Genomic DNA, 17,418 nt, shown 5'->3' with positions numbered 1-17,418 from the left:
GTGGGAGACGATTATGTGGGGGTGGTTAAATGAGTATTCGTGTTCATGAACTAGCAAAAGAATTGAACTTTAGTAGTAAAGAAGTGATGACAAGACTCGTGGCTATTGGAACAGATGTGAAAAATCATTTAAGTACGGTCGAGCAGAAAGATGCAGATCGTTTAAGAAAAGAACTGAAAGGAAAGGAGATAAATTTGGATCATTCTGAACAGAAAAATACTGTAGACGCAAGGCCAGTTACATCTGAATCCGGACAAGAAGGACAGCCGAAATTAGCTCGTCCAGAAATAGAAGGACGTCCTCAAGAATCACGACCAAACATAGAAGGACAGCCGCAAAGCCCACGACCAGGTATAGAAGGACAGCCGCAAGGCCCACGACCAGGTATAGAAGGACAGCCGCAAGGCCCACGACCAGGTATAGAAGGACAGCCGCAAGGCCCACGACCAGGCTATCAAGGACAGCCACAAGGTCCACGACCAGGCTATCAAGGACAGCCGCAAGGTCCACGACCAGGCTATCAAGGACAGCCACAAGCTCCACGACCAGGTTATCAAGGACAGCCACAAGGTCCACGACCAGGCTATCAAGGACAGCCACAAGGTCCACGACCAGGCTACCAAGGACAACCACAAGGTCCACGACCAGGCTACCAAGGACAGCCACAAGGTCCACGACCAGGCTACCAAGGACAGCCACAAGGTCCACGACCAGGCTACCAAGGACAGCCACAAGGTCCACGATCAGGCTACCAAGGACAGCCACAAGGTCCACGACCAGGCTTTCAAGGACAACCACAAGGCGCACGTCCAGGCTATCAAGGACAGCCACAAGGTGCACGACCAGGCTATCAAGGACAACCACAAGGCGCACGTCCAGGCGGCTTTCAAGGGCAGTCGCAAGGTCAACGCCCCGGCATGCCTGCACGAGCTGGTGTAGGTGCTCCGTCGACTCCAACGGTCACAGAGCAACCCAAACGTCAGCCACCTGCTAATAAGAAAGCCCAAGACAAAGCCTATGAACGGAAACGTGAATTAGAAAAGGAAAAAGAAAATGCGATTCGTTCACCGCATCGCAGCCGTTATCAGAAGCGTCCCAAGAAAGAAGTTCGGGACACCTCGCCGAAACACATTGTAATTCAGGAGTCTATTTCAGTACAAGATTTAGCTGCTAAAATGGGCCGTAAGGCGGGAGAAATCATTAAACACCTGATGACGCTAGGGGTCATGGCTACTATTAATCAGGAGTTGGACGCTGAAACAGCAACAATTTTAGCTGCTGAAATGGGAGTAACAGTTGAAGTAAAAGCTGAAAAATCAATGGCTGTTATTGTAGAAATTGATGATGATCCTGAGGACCTCGTTTTTCGCCCGCCAGTAGTAACTGTAATGGGACACGTTGATCATGGAAAAACTTCGCTTTTGGATTGCATTCGTACTACGCATGTGACGGCTTCGGAGGCTGGTGGAATTACTCAGCATATCGGAGCGTACCAAGTTGAGGTCAATGGCCAAAAGATTACTTTCTTAGATACACCTGGACATGAGGCCTTCACAGCTATGCGTGCTCGAGGTGCACAAGTCACAGATATTGCAGTGTTGGTAGTAGCAGCGGATGATGGAGTTATGCCTCAGACTATAGAGGCTATCAATCACGCCAAAGCGGCTGATGTTCCCATCATCGTAGCTATTAATAAGATAGATAAAGAAAATGCAACCCCGGAAAAAGTTAAACAAGAACTTACAGAGTACGGTCTTGTGGTTGAAGAATGGGGCGGAGAAACCATTGCCGTTCCAGTATCAGCAAAAGGTAATTTAGGCATCGATAAACTTCTGGAAATGATTCTTCTTGTCGCGGAAGTTCGGGACTATAAAGCAAATCCGAAACGTGCAGCAGCAGGGACCGTCATCGAGGCTGAATTGGATAAAGGTAAGGGACCGATCGCAACAGTACTCGTTTCCAAGGGTACGCTCAATATCGGGGATGTTGCGGTGGCAGGCTGTGCATTTGGTCGAATTAAGGCCATGGTTGATGATAAAGGGCAACGTGTTAAAAAAGCAGGCCCATCGATGCCGGTTGAAGTTCATGGCTTATCTGAAGTGCCTGAAGCGGGAGAATTATTCTATGTTGTCGCGGACGAAAAATTAGCTCGCCAAATAACGTCTGCACGTATCTCAGTGCGTAAAGTAGAAGAGTCTAAAAAGACCGTCGTTAAGGTAAGTTTAGAAGACCTTTTTGAGAAAATCAAAGAGGGTGAAATAAAAGAATTAAATATTATTATCAAAGCCGACGTTCAAGGATCAGTTGAAGCATTGCGGCAGTCGCTTCTTAGGCTTTCGACAGACGAGGTACGCGTCAACCCAATCCACGGCGGAGTGGGTGCTATCAATAAAAATGATATTATGCTGGCCTCAGCTTCAAATGCTATTATTATAGGCTTTAATGTCCGGCCGGACTCCCATACGAAGGCGACGGCTGAGCTAGAGGGCGTTGATTTGCGTCTGTATCGAGTCATATATGATGCCATTGAAGATGTTAAAGCGGCAATGACTGGTCTACTTGATCCTACCTTTAAAGAAGTCGTTTTAGGTAAAGTTGAAGTGCGTATGGTCTTTAAAGTCCCTAAAGCAGGAACGGTTGCTGGTTGTATGGTGACCGAAGGGAAGATTGTCCGTTCAGCGAAAGTGCGAGTTATCCGTGATAGTATCGTAATTCATGAAGGGGTAATGGAATCTCTTCGCCGCTTTAAAGACGATGTTAAAGAAGTTGCCGAGGGTTATGAATGTGGAATTGGCATCGAAAAATACAATGACCTTAAAGAAGGAGACATCATTGAAGCGTTTGTGATGGAGGAAGTCAAACGCACACTTTAGTAAATCGGCCCTGGAGGGATAACTATGGCAAAACATCGACCTAATCGTTTGGCTGAAACGCTCAAAGAAGAAATATCTCAACTCATTCGGGTAGAGTTAAAAGATCCTCGCTTGGGATTTGTAACTTTAACAAGTGTAGATGTTGCGGGCGATCTGGCTCACGCGAAAGTGTATATTAGTGTTCTGGGGACTGAGGATGAAGGGAAAACATCTTTGGATGTGTTGAATCGAGCAGCGGGGTTTATACGTTGTGAAATCGGGAAGCGTATACGACTCCGACACGTTCCAGCAATCGTTTTTGTATACGACCCTTCAATTGAACATGGGGCACACATAGCGAAGTTATTAAGGGATGTTGAAGTTTCTGACGATGCAGGTAAGGATGAAACTCATGATTCATAAAAACACTCCTGAGGAAATGATCGAAGTGATAAGAAAAGCGCCAAAGGTGGCGCTTTTCTCCCATGTTTCTCCGGATGGCGATTGTATTGGCTCCATGTTGGCGATTGGCTTAGCTTTGGAGAAAATGGGAAAAGAAGTGTCACTTTATAATCCTAATCCCGTACCAAGTTATTTAGCGTTTTTACCTGGCTCGTCTCGGATAAGTCAGGCGCTTCCTAGTCCCCAAGCCAAGGTCTTATTGTTTGTAGACTGTACGGACCTAGGGCGAGTTAACATGTCTAGGTCCGATATTCCGGAGGACAGTACCGTACTTAACTTAGATCACCATATTTCAAATCTGTTCTTTGGGGACTTTAATTGGGTCGATGTGCATGCTAGCTCAGTTGGAGAACTTGCTGTGACGTTTATAAATCGGTTAGGTGTGGAATTCGATGTAGACATGGCTACTAATCTTTACACAGCGATTGTGACGGATTCAGGATGCTTTGAGTATAGCAATACGACTGCGCAAACACATCGATTGACTGCAGACCTATTAGATATTGGTGTGGATTTGTCACTTATCCACCATAACATATTTAACCAAAAGCCTCTCGCTCAGATCCGGTTGCTGCAGTGTGCCCTGAACGGATTAGAAATCCTTGCAGATGGGCAGTTGGCGATTATGACTTTAAGCGCGGAAGATTTTCAGAAAAGCGGCGCAGAGCAAGAGATGAGTGAGGGATTGGTTAATCACGCTCGGAGTATTGCCGGCGTTGAGGTGGCAGTCTTGCTGAAAGAGCTTAGCCCTCATGAAATTAAAGGGGGCCTGCGTTCCAATCTTTGGCTGAATGTCAATGAGATTGCTGCTTTGTTCGGAGGAGGAGGACACCAGCGTGCTGCGGGGTGTACTCTTAGGATTCCGATGGCTGAGGCTAAACAAAGCATAACTACCGCAGTTGAGGAGGCGTTAAGGATTGGAAGGGATCATTAACGTCCTTAAACCACCAGGCATGACATCGTCTGATGTTGTTGTCTGGATGCGGAGAGTACTGAAAACCAAAAAAATTGGCCACACAGGGACGCTTGATCCCGGAGTGGCTGGAGTTTTGCCAATTTGCGTCGGTAAGGGAACACGTTTAGCAGAATACATAACGGAACAAGGGAAAGCTTATCTTGCCGAGGTTACGTTTGGAGTTACGACAGATACTCAGGATGCGTTCGGGAAAGAGGTCCATCAGACTAAACCCGATTTGAAACAGAGCGATTTAGAATGGGTACTACCGAATTTTCTGGGTAAAATATCTCAAACCCCTCCAATGTATTCGGCAGTTCGTAAAGAAGGAAAACACTTATATGAATACGCTCGCCAAGGGTTAACGATTGAGAGAGCGTCACGCGAGGTATTTATATATAACTTAAAACTGGTAAAATGGTATGAAGGGGAATTTCCACGGGCGACATTAGATATTGAGTGCTCAAAAGGGACATACATACGGACAATCAGTCATGATCTTGGACAGGCTCTAGGCTGTGGGGCACATATGTCTAATTTATTACGCATTCGTTCCGGGCCATTCAGGATAGAGGAGAGTTGGACACTTGAGGAAATCGAAGAGGCGGTACAAAAGTCAAAATATGACTTCTTACTTCCGCTGACTGCTGGAATCGATCTACCACGGGTAAACTTATCAGCTGATCGCGCAAATGCTTTTCGTCATGGCTTGCCTACCAAGCGTGAACTAGTTTATACGCCTTCCGAAGGCGACCCATCGTTCGTAGATCGTGGTGCGAAGCTCGAAATGAAGTCTAGCGTTCGAATATCGAACATTGAAGATGGATTATCGAATTCGCCCTCTGTCCAGGTATTTGAGGACGGAAATTTGATTGGAATTGGGGTCTGGCGTGATGAAAGCCTTTTTCCACACAAGGTACTTGGATGATACTTACTCCCCTATCGAAAGTCCCGATATTTCAGCTTTAGCTTAAACAAGTTCACTTAGGAGGTCAAATCCGTGCAAGTTCGAACAAGTCTGCCTACAAACAAAGAGCCCTGTGTATTAGCGTTAGGTAATTTCGATGGAGTACATCTGGGGCATCGTCGCTTGCTTGAGCATGGATTAGGACAAGCTATGCGTCTAGGTGTAGGGCTTTCGGTTTTAATTTTTGAGCCTCACCCGCTCAAGGTGTTATTTCCCGAACGGGAGCTAAAGCTATTGTCGACAACTAGAGAGCGATTATCATATTTAGAAGCGATTGGAGTCCAAACCGTCTACCATTTACCCTTTACTAGGGAGATGGCGAATACTTCCCCAGAACAGTTTGTGGAGAAAATACTTCTTCCGCTAGGGGTAATTCATGTTGTGGTCGGTTTCAATTATTCATTTGGTGCTCAAGGTAGAGGAAATCCCGAGTTGATTCAGGCCTTAGGGAAGAAACATGGATTTGGAGTTAGTGTACTTCAGGCGCAAAGTATTGGCGGCCGCGTGATTTCTTCAAGCAGCATTCGTAAAGCACTACTTCACGGAGATATTATCCTGGCTAGTTCTTTGTTAGGGCGCCCTCCTTGTCTTCGTGGAACTGTCATACACGGGGAGGAACGCGGCCGTCAACTGGGTTACCCGACGGCTAACATACTGCCTGAAGAAGACTATTTAGTACCAAAGCGAGGGGTATATGCGGTTTGGGCCGATTTAAATGGAAAACGTGTGTCAGGGATGATGAATATTGGCATGAAGCCAACTTTTCACGATTTATATACTACAATGGTTGAGGTTCATTTTTTTGATTTTAGCGGGGATCTATACGGAAGTGAGATTATGGTGCACATTGTTGAGCGATTGCGTGATGAGCGTAAATTTAATGGTATTAATGAACTTTTGATGCAGCTGAATAAAGACAGGGTTAAAGCAGAACAGATCTTGAGAGAAACCTTAGTGTAGGGGCAAATGCATCCAGCCCCTTACGGTTGGCAGACTGTCCTTACCTTTACAAAAACATTATTAACATGTATACTATTTTAGAAACTACGAGGTCCCACTGACTCGGATTGAGTGAGGCTCCAACGTCAACCTGGGCAGTCGGGAATTATAAAAAAAATGGAGGAATTTATCATGATGACACCTGAGAGAAAGCAAGAAATTATCCTAAAGCATGCCCAAAAAGAAGGGGACACAGGGTCGCCAGAAGTACAAGTTGCGCTTCTCACTGAACGGATTACGTATTTGACAGAACACTTTAAGACGCATAAGAAAGACCACCACTCCCGACGAGGTCTTTTGAAAATGGTTGGTTCAAGACGGGCATTACTGACATATTTAAAAAATGTTGATTTCGACCGTTATCGTAATCTTATTGCTGTACTCGGTCTGCGGAAATAACTCAATGTAAAGGCAACGGGAAGCGGATCAAAAATGATCCGCTTCTTTATTTGAAGAATAGTGTAAAGGGAATCACATTGTATACATATAAGACTATTTTTTTCAATAATCCGTAAAAATGTAATAGTCTAATCAAGATTATTCTTTGAGAAGAGTTTTATTATGCAATTTGCAGGAAATAATAATAAAATGTCGAAGAAGAAATATGAATAGAAGGATTGAAAAGTTTTAAGGAGGTTCCATCGTGAAACAGCAAATACTTGAAAAGTCAATCACAGTTGGAGGGCGAGTCATGACTTTCCAAACTGGGAAAATTGGTAAACAAGCGGGTGGCGCGATTTTTCTCAGGTACGGGGATACAGTAGTATCTGCGTTCGCTACAGGCAGCGGTTTACCCCGAGAGGGAATAGATTTCTTTCCCTTGACCGTTGAGTTTGAAGAGCGTATGTATGCTGCAGGCAAAATTCCAGGTGGATTTATTAAACGTGAAGGAAGGGCGAGTGAGAAAGCTACTCTATCTGCTCGTTTAATTGACCGTCCAATTCGTCCGTTGTTCCCACAAGGGTTTCGTAATGAAGTTCAAGTGGTTGCAGCGGTTATGTCTGTTGATCAAGACTGTGCGACAGATATTACAGCAATCAATGCAGTATCCGCAGCATTAACCATCTCGAACATTCCCTTCGAAGGTCCTATTGCGGCTGTCACAGTTGGGCTAATTGAAGAAGAATACATTGTTAATCCAACCATTGATCAATCTGCGAAAAGTCGAATGCTTCTTACAGTAGCAGGAACAGTAGACGCGGTTATGATGGTGGAAGCCAGCGCCCATGAAGTACCTGAAGATCAAATATTGGAAGCGATAATGTTTGGGCATGCAGAAGTTAAAAAGATTGCTAAGTTTATAGAAGACTATCGTGAAGAAGCCAAGGCTATGGGATTAGCTAAAGAAAAAGATGAGCTAAAGCTAACCAAAATACAAGATCAACTTGTGGAAGCTGTTAAAGCCTATACGTATACTAAATTGGATGAGGCAGTGCGTGTCGAAGAGAAGAAAGCTCGAGAGGGTGCGATCGATGCAGTTAAAGCAGAAGCCCTGAGCTATTTTGAAGCTGAATTCCCAGAGGATTCTAAAGCAATCAAGAGGATCTTGGAAGATATTACGCACCTGATTGTTAGAAAATTGATCACGGATGAGCATATTCGTCCAGATGGCCGGGCAGTGGATGAAGTGCGTCCGATCAGTGTCGAAGTAGGAATTCTACCACGTACCCATGGAACGGGGCTCTTTACACGTGGACAAACTCAAGTGCTAACAGTGGCTACGCTGGGGGCAGCAAGAGATGAACAAATACTGGATGGTTTAGGTCTTGAAAGGTCTAAGCGTTATATACATCACTATAATTTCCCACCCTACAGTGTTGGGGAAATTAAAATGATGCGTGGACCATCTCGCAGGGATATAGGGCATGGTGCTTTAGCTGAAAGAGCTTTGACCCCTGTTCTCCCCGATGAAAACGAATTTCCATATACGATTCGTTTGGTTTCTGAGGTTTTAGAATCTAATGGTTCGAGCTCGATGGCCTCAGTTTGTGGAAGTACCTTATCGATGATGGATGCAGGTGTTCCTATCACAGCACCTGTAGCAGGCATTGCAATGGGACTCATCAAAGAAGGGGATAACATCGCGATCCTTACTGATATCCAAGGCTTAGAAGATCATTTCGGAGATATGGATTTCAAAGTGGCCGGTACTAGCAAAGGCGTCACTGCTTTGCAGATGGATATTAAAATAAAGGGTGTATCTCGAGAAATCTTGCTGAAAGCCTTAACCCAAGCCAAGGCAGGCCGGCTCTTTATCTTGGATAAAATGGTAGCTATTATAGATAAACCGCGCGCTCAACTTTCTACTTATGCGCCTAGAATTATCACTGCGTCGATTCATCCAGATAAGATTCGGGATGTTATTGGACCTGGCGGGAAAACAATCAAGAAGATTGTTGAGCAAACAGGAGTCAAAATTGACATCGAGGATGATGGACGCGTCTTTATATCATCGGTTGGTGGGGATGGCGGCGAGCAGGCCTTAAAGATTATCCAAGCGCTAACCCAAGAAGTTGAAGTAGGCAAAATCTATAAGGGTAAAGTAACACGTGTTATGGATTTTGGCGCTTTCGTGGAGGTCATTCCGGGAGTCTTAGGGCTCACTGGTAAAGAAGGCTTAGTGCATATTTCGCAACTGGCTCATGAACGCGTTGAAAAGGTGGAGGACATAGTGAAGGCTGGGGATGAAATTATGGTCAAGGCAACAGCTATAGACAAACAAGGCAGGTTGAATCTATCTCGCAAAGATGCAATGCCAAACGAACGTAAGGATAATCCACCTATTCTCTAAACAATCAAGAACAAAATACTAATATTATATGGGTCGTACCAAGTCTGTGAGTTCCCCTGCCCGCATAAAGGTTAGGGAGGGGGGGACGCAAATGTTCATTAACTTAAAAATCTCGCGACGAATACACTCGTTGGTCGGGATTTTCTTTCTGTTGCTTGTAGGGATTGTTGCAGAACATTGGATTAGCTCATCCGATGTTCCTGTCTCAAAACCCATCGATCAAATCAAAACTGATCAGCTGGTTATAGCTTTAACGATTAATGTGGATTGGGGCGAAGAGTATATCCCAGCAATGTTAGATGCTTTAGATCAAGGTAAAGCCCGCGCGACCTTTTTTGTCACGGGGCGTTGGGCCAAAAAAAATTCGGATTTGCTCAAAATAATCTCAGACAGAGGCCACCAAATCGAAAACCACGGATATTCTCATCCACATCCTGATAAGCTCTCCATCGGCACTAACCAAGAAGAAATCAAAAAGACGGAAAGCATTATTGAGGGAATTATTGAAAAAAAGACACATTTGTATGCACCGCCCTATGGCGAAAAAGGTGCTTCTGGGCTTCGAGCTGCCGAAATCTTGGGCTATCAGACGATTCTATGGACATTAGATACTGTCGATTGGCGAGCAGATAGTACGCCAGAGATTATCGCGAGACGTATTATCAACCCAGCAATACAGTTTGGGATAAAACCCAATAAATCTGGTGCTATTGTATTAATGCATCCTAAAGCCAATAGTGTCAAAGCCTTGCCTGTCATTCTCGATCAATTGACTCGAGATGGATTTAGTTTCCAAACTCTAGATGGACTAATAACATTTAGCCAGATCGGAAATACTACCTCATAAAGAATTAGAAGTTGAGGTGGTTAAATGATCAGGCAAAAGTGGACGTGTGCTTGGTGCTACGTCTTTCTTTGTATAGTAAGCATTAGCAACCTATCGTCGCCCTCTGTTTATGGTGCAGAACCTAAAGAACCAGTGGCTCAACCTGTTGTGATAGCTGATGGACCCACAGGTATCAGTGCAGCTGCGGCAGTGCTGATGGATGTGACAACAGGTGATATTCTATTTGGTAAGCAGGCCGATACGCAACGCCCTCCTGCAAGTACCACTAAAATTATGACCGCTATTTTGGGCTTAGAGCTAGGAAGCCCAGATGAAGTCGTAACTGTAAGTAAGAAAGCTGCAGCTGTCGGGGAAGCAACCTTGCATTTAGATCCTGGAGAAAAGATTACCCTCTATGAACTTATTACGGGAGCTTTAGTTCGATCTGGTAATGATGCCTGTGTTGCAATTGCCGAACATATTTCGGGTAGTGAAGAACAGTTTGTCAAGTTGATGAATAAAAAGGCTATGGCCTTGGGTGCCCAAAATACTAATTTTGTGAATACGAATGGCTTGCCACGTAAGGAGCATTATACTACTGCCAGAGATCTTGCGCTTATGGCTCGACATGGTTTGCAAATTCCTCAATTTTCCTCCATTACTCGTCAAAAAGAAACAGAAATTCACTTTCTCGAGCCTGATGTGTTCATGGATTTAAGGAACACGAATAAACTATTATGGAATTATCCATATGCTAATGGCGTTAAAACAGGGACGACGACAGCAGCCGGAAAATGCCTTGTTGCATCGGCGACTAAGGACGAACGCCAACTATTAGCGGTAGTTTTAAATGCTCCGGATCGCTTTGGGGATGCGAAGAAACTATTAGAGTGGGGTTTTGAAAAAACCGAGACTATTAGGCTCGTAGAGGCAGGACAGGCAATCGCAGAATTTCCGAGTGCAAAAAAATCTGTCCAAGTATTTATTGACAATCCGATTGATGTTAGTATTTCAAAAGTTAAGCGCCAGAGCCTCCAAACCCGTGTGGTGTGGGAGAAAACTGCTTATACGCCTGTTCGTGCCGGGGAACGGTTAGGACACTTAGAAGTCTGGCTAGGGGAACAAAAATTAAATTGTGTACCATTGATTAGCGAAAAAGAAGTCACAGGAGACCTCCTTGATACGTTATTTAAGTGATGGAGAGGGAGTGGAATTCATTGTATCAAAAGACGGTATTGTCCAACGGGGTTAGAATTATTACTGAGGAGATTGAACATGTTCGTTCGGCAGCCATCGGAGTATGGGTGGGAGCAGGTTCGCGGGATGAACGTGAAGGATATGAGGGAATTTCTCACTTTATGGAGCATATGTTTTTTAAGGGAACGGAGCGACGAACTGCACGAGTTTTAGCCGAATCCTTAGAAGCCGTAGGCGGTCAGCTGAATGCCTTTACGACGAAAGAATATACCTGTTACTATGTTAAAGTCTTGGATGAAGACCTTGATCTCGCCATTGACGTTCTAAGTGACATGTTTTTTCATTCACTGTTTGATGAAACCGAAATCGAAAAAGAAAAAAATGTGGTTATTGAAGAAATAAAGATGTATGAGGATTCTCCTGATGAGTTGATTCACGATATTTTTTCAGAACATGTATGGAATGAGCATCCTTTAGGGAAGCCGATTTTGGGAACTGAGGAGAGCATCGGAGCCTTAAGTCGAGAGAAAATTATGAAATTCCTCACAGAACATTATGCTCCGGATAATGTAGTTATTGCTGTAGCGGGTAAAATAAAGCACGAGGACGTTGTTTCAAAGCTATCTGATCAATTTGGTACGTTCAAAAGAGGTGGACGTCGTGTACTCGAAGAAACCCCCACTGGCCAGACGGTTGAACATTATCAAAAGAAAGATACAGAACAGATGCATATCGTCTTGGGAGTACCAGGTCTTGGGCAAGATGATGATGATATTTATGCAATGCACGTTTTTAACAACATATTAGGTGGAGGTTTGAGCTCTAGGTTATTTCAGGAAATACGGGAACAACGTGGATTGGCCTATTCAGTGTATTCGTATCATTCCACTTATGTTGATACTGGCTTATTTGCCATTTATGCTGGAACAAGTCCCAAAAACACCAAAGAAGTTATTGAGTGCATTCTCCAAGAGCTAATAAAAATTAAGCGACAGGGAATTACAGCAGACGAATTAGCAAGAACTAAAGCGCAAATTAAAGGCGGTCTATATCTTGGCTTGGAAGCGGTAAGCAGTCGGATGAGTCGTTTGGGCAAGACAGAACTTACGTATAACCGCGTGCTATCACCAGAGGAAGTGATTGAAAAGCTGGAAAAAGTAACATTGGAGGATGTTTCACGCTTGATTGGGCGCCTTTGGCAAAGGGACAAAATTAGTATAATGACACTTGGGCCAGCTGGACATGATGTTGTTTTATCCGATTTACTGGATCAAACAGGTTGGGAAGAGTAGGCAAATGCCTACTCTTTTTTTAGAGGTCAATACAAGGGGGCATTTTTGGTGACGGATTTTATAAATGTTAAAGTGAAAAGAATGGCTAGTAATTCAAGGGCTCTTCCTACATATGCAACAGCTGCCTCAGCAGGTGTCGATCTTTGCGCGGATCTTAAAGAATCCTTGCTAGTTAATCCAGGCGAGAGTGTTAAGATCCCAACGGGTCTGGCAATTGAACTGCCGAGTCAACAAGTGGTAGCGCTTGTTTTTGCAAGAAGTGGTCTGGCTAGTCGTCACGGAATGGGGTTGACGAATGGAGTGGGTGTGATCGATTCTGATTATCGCGGGGAAATTCAAGTATTGCTACAGAATCTTGGACAACAAGGAGTAACAATTAATCCAGGAGATCGAATAGCTCAAATGGTTTTCATGCCGGTTTTTCAGGCAATATTCGAAGAAGTCTTAGAACTTGAGGACACACCTCGAGGAGCGGGGGGGTTTGGCTCGACGGGAATGTAGGGACAGACATACCAGACGCAGAAGGATGAATCTTAACTTTTCTGATACTTTTGTTCTACGGAAGTTTGTCTGTTCATACAATCCCCATGAGGGGGAGTGATGTATGCAAGCCCTTGGGGTTATCTTTTTGCTCGTCGGAGTAGTTATTTCGGTACGAGAGAGAAAGTATTTGATGATGTGGCGATCGCAGCAGCCTACATCAAACCAACTGGCCAATGCTTTAAGTCAATTGGTGGGTACGGCAGGGGGGATCTACCTCTCGTTGGAACTCCTGTTCTCCTTTCTGAAAATCCCCGAAAATTGGTGGAGTGATTCAGCTTTTCTGGTTGAACCACTTGCGGTCATTTCCTTATTACTAGCCATTTTGCAACCTTTTGTCCTGAGTATTTGGTTAAAACTGCGAAAATAGGGAGGGTATAGAATGCTTTTAAGCGATCTTGCTGGTAAAGAAATCATCAATTTATATGATGGGGCAAAACTCGGCTTGGTTGGGGACGCTGATCTTGATATTTCCTTAAACGGATCCGTCGAAGCGATCATTCTAACCTCCCGCGGGGGATTTTCAGGTTTTTGGGGTGCTAGGGGGGATCGTGAACGAGAAATATTGGTAATACCATGGCAAACCATTAAAAAAGTAGGTTCTGAGGTCATTATTATTGATTTGCATAATAAATCTGATAAAATTCGTTAAGTTCAATTTGACAGTGGACGGGATACCCAATAAAATGAATGGAAAAGCTGGACCCCGAATTGCGTTTTGCAACGGGGTTTTTGGCTTATCATCGCAGGAGGGGTTTCCGTTGAAGAAAATTCGTGTTTTTGTGGCTGGGGCAAGCGGTAAAATGGGTCAGGAAGTGATCCGTACGCTATTAAAACAAGATGACCTCCTCTTGGTGGGAGCTTCAGATACACGACATCTCGGGATGGATGTTGGGTTTGTTGTAGGCGCACCGCGAGTCGGGGTAGATATTACAGGTCCATTAGATCATGAAATCTTGATTGAGACACGCGCTGATGTTTTAGTGGATTTTACAAATCCACAATCCGTTTTAAAAAATTCCAAAACGGCAATTCTGGCCGGTGTAGTGCCAGTCGTTGGAACAACCGGGTTGGATGAATCTGAAATTGAAGAAATTCGTGCACTAGTAGCTAAAGAACGCGTAGGTGCGTTTCTCGCTCCAAATTTCTCAATCGGAGCGATATTGATGATGCGATTTGCAAGGGAAACAGCAAAATACTTCCCCCATGTGGATATCATTGAAATGCACCATGATCAAAAACTAGATGCCCCTTCAGGAACTGCATTAAAAACGGCAGAAGGAATCTTAGAAGTTCGTCAACCCATGGTTCAGGGACACCCAAATGAGTATGAGAAGGTTAAGGGGGCACGTGGTGCGGATATTGAAGGAATTCACATTCACTCTGTGCGTTTACCAGGATTGATCGCCCACCAAGAAGTTTTATTTGGAGGTTTAGGTCAGGCTCTAACTATCCGGCATGATGCATTCTCGAGAGAAACCTATATGCCTGGGGTAATGATAGGTATTCGAAAGTCTTCAGAATTGACTAATCTTGTCATAGGACTTGAGAATTTCCTTGATTAAGTAATGTCCCTCGTAACCGCTGCCCTCATTCCCTCATATAATGGATAGTAGTCAACGGGACACTGTCTCAAAGGGGGCATAAAGATGAGTGCGGGTCTGAAAGGAATTCGTTTGGCCGTGATAGGGGGAGATGATCGGGAACTATATTTAATTCCCGAACTACAAAAACAGGGGGCCTACATAGTCGGGGTCGGGTTCGAAAATGCTTCGCCCATTTCTGGAATGGCACTTGCGCCTTCACTACTAGATGTAGTTGGCCAAGTAGATGCGTTGCTTTTTCCAATGTTCGGCACAGATGAACGTGGGATAGTCAAAGCCAAATACGCTGATAAACCTATCATACTAAACAAAGAAGTACTTCAAGCTATTCCAGCGCGTGTTCCACTGATCATTGGTTTCGCGCGGCCAGCTCTGAAGTCGGTCGCAGAGAAAATGGGAATCCAGTTGGTAGAAACTAAATCCCTTCATGAAATTACTATACTTAATTCCATACCTTCTGCAGAAGGAGCCATTCAAATGGCTATGGAGGCCACAACAATTACTATTCATGGCAGTGAAAGCATGGTCTTAGGCTTAGGGCGGTGTGGTTGGACTCTGGCGCGAATGCTTCAAGGGGTTGGAGCACATGTTACTGGGGTTGCGCGTAAGGCCTCGGACTTAGCACGTGCAGTAGAAATGGGATTTCATGCTGTACACTTTACGGATCTTAAGGATAAGATTGGGCGTGCGGAAATCATTTTCAATACCGTACCTCATCTTATACTAGATCCCGAAATGCTTGAAAATGTGGCAAGAGATACAGTAATCGTGGATTTGGCGTCTATTCCTGGAGGGACAGATTTTGAATATGCGAATATGCTTGGCATAAAAGCACTTCTGGCTCCGGGTCTCCCTGGTATTGTAGCTCCCAAAACGGCCGGCCGAATTCTTGCTCAAATCTATCCGCAACTTATTCTCCGTCACTTGACCACGACGAATGTAATGTTCCAGTCTTTAGTGGAGGTGCGAAGAGATGAAGTTTGACGGGTTGAAAATTGGGTTCGCTGTTACAGGATCACATTGTACATTAAGTGAAATTATTAAAGTTATGAGGCAACTGGTAGATGCAGGGGCAGACGTTACGCCTATCATCTCTTATTCTGTTGAAAGTATGGACACACGATTTGGAAAGGCTGAGGAATGGAAACATCAATTACAGGAAATTACGCAAAAGGAGCCGATCCATTCCATTCCTGATGCTGAGCCCATCGGCCCCAATAAGATGTTTGATTGTGTGGTTATCGCTCCATGTACCGGAAATACCCTGGCTAAGTTAGCAAATGGGATTATTGATACCCCAGTGCTCATGGCAGCAAAATCTCATCTTCGAAATCTAAGGCCCGTGGTTTTGGCGATTTCGACCAACGATGGGCTAGGGCTTAATGCACGAAATATTGGAACCTTACTCATCACAAAAAATATTTACTTGGTACCCTTTGGGCAAGATAATCCGAAAGTTAAAGCAAATTCCCTTGTAGCCCATATGGAAAAAGTGCCGGAAACCATTCTGATGGCCTGTGAGGGAAAACAAATCCAACCTGTGCTTTTGGATTATCGGTAGTGAACTCGTTTTAGCTAAAACTGAACATCGAAGCTTTAGACTGAAAGTCTCCGGTACGATAGTCCGGTGGAGAGTATCGCCGAAGTCGTGATCCTAGAGGAATGCCTAACTGGCGGAGGATAGAAAAGTTACACTGACATTTGGGGCCCTGCGATTTTCTGCGGGGCACCCTTTTCCACAAGGCTACGATATATTTAAGGAGGAACATCAATGTCAAATATAGCAATTGTTGGTGCCACGGGCGCAGTTGGACAAGAGTTTCTTAAAATCCTCGCCGAACGAAATTTCCCTATTAATGAATTGAGGCTGTTAGCGACAAAGCGTTCTGCAGGGAAAGAAATTTCATGGCAAGGCCAGAATCTTGAGGTTCAGGAAACAACCCACGAAAGCTTTAAGGGCATTGACATTGCACTTTTTGCAGGTGGATCGGGAAGTACGGAATATGCCCACTCAGCAGTAAAGAGTGGTGCCGTGGTGATCGATAACAGCAGCGCTTTTCGGCTTGACCCAGAAGTGCCACTTGTAGTACCTGAAGTTAATCCTGAAGATGTTTTGTGGCATAAAGGAATTATTGCCAATCCTAATTGTTCAACAATTATTATGGCAGTTGCTCTTAAACCGATTTACGATTTAGCAGGGATTCGGCGAGTGGTAGTTTCTACCTATCAAGCCGTGTCTGGAGCAGGCCGTGAAGGGATCGAAGAATTGGAAACACAAGTCAAGGCCTGGTCACGAGGGGAAGAACTTACTGCTAATGTTTTCCCCTATCAAATTGCTTTCAACCTCATTCCTCGCATTGATGTATTTCAAGATGGAGACTACACCAAAGAAGAATGGAAGATGGTCTTGGAAACCCAAAAGATTTTCCACGCACCAAGTATGGCTATTACAGCAACCACCGTTCGAGTACCAGTTTTCCGTAGTCATTCGGAGTCAATTAATGTAGAGACTGAGCGGTTGGTGAGTGTCGCAGAAATCCGTGAGGCATTAGGCAAAGCAGCGGGTGTTATTGTCGATGACGATCCAAGTAATGATCGTTATCCAATGCCTTGGCTTAGCTCGGATAAAGACGAAGTCTATGTTGGACGCATACGTAAAGATTTTTCGATCGTTCAAGGGTTTAATTTGTGGGTGGCGGGGGATCAAATTCGTAAGGGTGCAGCAACGAATGCCGTACAAATCGCAGAGCTACTACTTTAGTACGGTTTGTAGTTCGAGATAAGAAGATCGAAATCTGGGGATCAAGTTTCAGGTCTAAAGCGGTTGCGTAGTTCGAAGTTTGTACTAGGTGGTTAATTTGTTCGAATTTAAGGAAAAGTGCGATGGTCAAGATTAGAAGTTAGAAGTTAGAAGTTAGAAGTTAGAAGTTAGA

Annotated in this window: 17 protein-coding genes; all 17 read left to right on the top strand. The window is 44.4% G+C overall.

Translation table 11 applies throughout. The features are described from left to right. The first annotated feature begins 29 nt into the window (after nucleotides 1–29). The 17 genes from infB to E4K67_RS25900 all read left to right on the top strand — a co-directional run bounded on the left by infB (nucleotide 30) and on the right by E4K67_RS25900 (nucleotide 17,246). Nucleotides 30–2,873: a translation initiation factor IF-2 gene (gene infB, locus E4K67_RS25980; protein WP_135552091.1), complete on the top strand. Its 2,844-nt coding sequence runs from the start codon at nucleotides 30–32 to the stop codon at nucleotides 2,871–2,873. A gap of 24 nt (nucleotides 2,874–2,897) precedes the next feature. Beyond that, complete coding sequence (gene rbfA, locus E4K67_RS25975) at nucleotides 2,898–3,275, top strand: 30S ribosome-binding factor RbfA (protein WP_135552089.1); 378 nt, start codon at nucleotides 2,898–2,900, stop codon at nucleotides 3,273–3,275. Next, nucleotides 3,265–4,248 (top strand): DHH family phosphoesterase, encoded by a 984-nt coding sequence (locus E4K67_RS25970; protein WP_135552087.1) that lies wholly within the window; start codon nucleotides 3,265–3,267, stop codon nucleotides 4,246–4,248. The genes rbfA and E4K67_RS25970 overlap by 11 nt, the downstream gene beginning before the upstream one ends. Next, the gene (truB, locus tag E4K67_RS25965) at nucleotides 4,232–5,197 is read left to right on the top strand and encodes a tRNA pseudouridine(55) synthase TruB (RefSeq protein ID WP_135552085.1); all 966 of its coding nucleotides are present in this window, start codon (nucleotides 4,232–4,234) and stop codon (nucleotides 5,195–5,197) included. Before E4K67_RS25970 ends, truB begins: the two co-directional genes overlap by 17 nt. 72 nt (nucleotides 5,198–5,269) lie before the next feature. After that, nucleotides 5,270–6,196: a bifunctional riboflavin kinase/FAD synthetase gene (locus E4K67_RS25960; protein WP_135552083.1), complete on the top strand. Its 927-nt coding sequence runs from the start codon at nucleotides 5,270–5,272 to the stop codon at nucleotides 6,194–6,196. A gap of 171 nt (nucleotides 6,197–6,367) precedes the next feature. Continuing rightward, the gene (gene rpsO, locus E4K67_RS25955; protein WP_135552081.1) at nucleotides 6,368–6,634 is read left to right on the top strand and encodes a 30S ribosomal protein S15; all 267 of its coding nucleotides are present in this window, start codon (nucleotides 6,368–6,370) and stop codon (nucleotides 6,632–6,634) included. Between the two features lie 244 nt (nucleotides 6,635–6,878). After that, complete coding sequence (locus tag E4K67_RS25950; RefSeq protein ID WP_135552079.1) at nucleotides 6,879–9,026, top strand: polyribonucleotide nucleotidyltransferase; 2,148 nt, start codon at nucleotides 6,879–6,881, stop codon at nucleotides 9,024–9,026. A 91-nt stretch (nucleotides 9,027–9,117) separates the two neighbouring features. Continuing rightward, the gene (locus E4K67_RS25945; RefSeq protein WP_135552077.1) at nucleotides 9,118–9,873 is read left to right on the top strand and encodes a polysaccharide deacetylase family protein; all 756 of its coding nucleotides are present in this window, start codon (nucleotides 9,118–9,120) and stop codon (nucleotides 9,871–9,873) included. Between the two features lie 24 nt (nucleotides 9,874–9,897). Continuing rightward, nucleotides 9,898–11,049 carry a D-alanyl-D-alanine carboxypeptidase family protein gene (locus E4K67_RS25940; protein WP_135552075.1) on the top strand — a complete coding sequence of 384 codons (1,152 nt, stop codon included), beginning with the start codon at nucleotides 9,898–9,900 and terminating at the stop codon, nucleotides 11,047–11,049. Nucleotides 11,050–11,069: 20 nt separating this feature from the next. Beyond that, nucleotides 11,070–12,341 (top strand): M16 family metallopeptidase, encoded by a 1,272-nt coding sequence (locus E4K67_RS25935; RefSeq protein ID WP_135552073.1) that lies wholly within the window; start codon nucleotides 11,070–11,072, stop codon nucleotides 12,339–12,341. Nucleotides 12,342–12,389: 48 nt separating this feature from the next. Next, entirely contained in the window at nucleotides 12,390–12,842 is a 453-nt protein-coding gene (gene dut, locus E4K67_RS25930) for a dUTP diphosphatase (protein ID WP_243454636.1), read from the top strand. Nucleotides 12,843–12,945: 103 nt separating this feature from the next. Further along, nucleotides 12,946–13,251, top strand: coding sequence for a hypothetical protein (locus E4K67_RS25925; RefSeq protein WP_135552069.1), 306 nt, complete (start codon nucleotides 12,946–12,948; stop codon nucleotides 13,249–13,251). Between the two features lie 12 nt (nucleotides 13,252–13,263). After that, nucleotides 13,264–13,533: a YlmC/YmxH family sporulation protein gene (locus E4K67_RS25920; RefSeq protein ID WP_135552067.1), complete on the top strand. Its 270-nt coding sequence runs from the start codon at nucleotides 13,264–13,266 to the stop codon at nucleotides 13,531–13,533. A gap of 109 nt (nucleotides 13,534–13,642) precedes the next feature. Then, nucleotides 13,643–14,446: a 4-hydroxy-tetrahydrodipicolinate reductase gene (dapB, locus tag E4K67_RS25915; protein ID WP_135552065.1), complete on the top strand. Its 804-nt coding sequence runs from the start codon at nucleotides 13,643–13,645 to the stop codon at nucleotides 14,444–14,446. A gap of 84 nt (nucleotides 14,447–14,530) precedes the next feature. Then, nucleotides 14,531–15,469, top strand: a complete 939-nt coding sequence (gene dpsA / locus E4K67_RS25910; protein WP_135552063.1) for a dipicolinate synthase subunit DpsA — start codon at nucleotides 14,531–14,533, stop codon at nucleotides 15,467–15,469. Continuing rightward, on the top strand, nucleotides 15,459–16,046 hold the full coding sequence (locus E4K67_RS25905) for a dipicolinate synthase subunit B (protein WP_135552061.1): 588 nt from the start codon (nucleotides 15,459–15,461) through the stop codon (nucleotides 16,044–16,046). The genes dpsA and E4K67_RS25905 overlap by 11 nt, the downstream gene beginning before the upstream one ends. Before the next feature lie 210 nt (nucleotides 16,047–16,256). Continuing rightward, the gene (locus tag E4K67_RS25900) at nucleotides 16,257–17,246 is read left to right on the top strand and encodes an aspartate-semialdehyde dehydrogenase (protein ID WP_135552059.1); all 990 of its coding nucleotides are present in this window, start codon (nucleotides 16,257–16,259) and stop codon (nucleotides 17,244–17,246) included. The last annotated feature ends 172 nt before the right edge of the window (nucleotides 17,247–17,418 follow it).

It is taken from the genome of Desulfosporosinus fructosivorans (genome assembly GCF_004766045.1).
GTDB lineage: Bacteria > Bacillota > Desulfitobacteriia > Desulfitobacteriales > Desulfitobacteriaceae > Desulfosporosinus > Desulfosporosinus fructosivorans.
Note: the sequence above shows the minus strand (reverse complement) of the source record. Positions and strands in the feature narration are given on the sequence as shown.

Bases quoted from the DNA above. Each gene is read 5' to 3' on its own strand.
- infB (WP_135552091.1), top strand. From the start codon at position 30: ATGAGTATTCGTGTTCATGAACTAGCAAAAGAATTGAACTTTAGTAGT.
- rbfA (WP_135552089.1), top strand. From the start codon at position 2,898: ATGGCAAAACATCGACCTAATCGTTTGGCTGAAACGCTCAAAGAAGAA.
- E4K67_RS25970 (WP_135552087.1), top strand. From the start codon at position 3,265: ATGATTCATAAAAACACTCCTGAGGAAATGATCGAAGTGATAAGAAAA.
- rpsO (WP_135552081.1), top strand. From the start codon at position 6,368: ATGATGACACCTGAGAGAAAGCAAGAAATTATCCTAAAGCATGCCCAA.
- E4K67_RS25945 (WP_135552077.1), top strand. From the start codon at position 9,118: ATGTTCATTAACTTAAAAATCTCGCGACGAATACACTCGTTGGTCGGG.
- E4K67_RS25940 (WP_135552075.1), top strand. From the start codon at position 9,898: ATGATCAGGCAAAAGTGGACGTGTGCTTGGTGCTACGTCTTTCTTTGT.
- E4K67_RS25925 (WP_135552069.1), top strand. From the start codon at position 12,946: ATGCAAGCCCTTGGGGTTATCTTTTTGCTCGTCGGAGTAGTTATTTCG.
- E4K67_RS25920 (WP_135552067.1), top strand. From the start codon at position 13,264: ATGCTTTTAAGCGATCTTGCTGGTAAAGAAATCATCAATTTATATGAT.
- dpsA (WP_135552063.1), top strand. From the start codon at position 14,531: ATGAGTGCGGGTCTGAAAGGAATTCGTTTGGCCGTGATAGGGGGAGAT.
- E4K67_RS25905 (WP_135552061.1), top strand. From the start codon at position 15,459: ATGAAGTTTGACGGGTTGAAAATTGGGTTCGCTGTTACAGGATCACAT.
- E4K67_RS25900 (WP_135552059.1), top strand. From the start codon at position 16,257: ATGTCAAATATAGCAATTGTTGGTGCCACGGGCGCAGTTGGACAAGAG.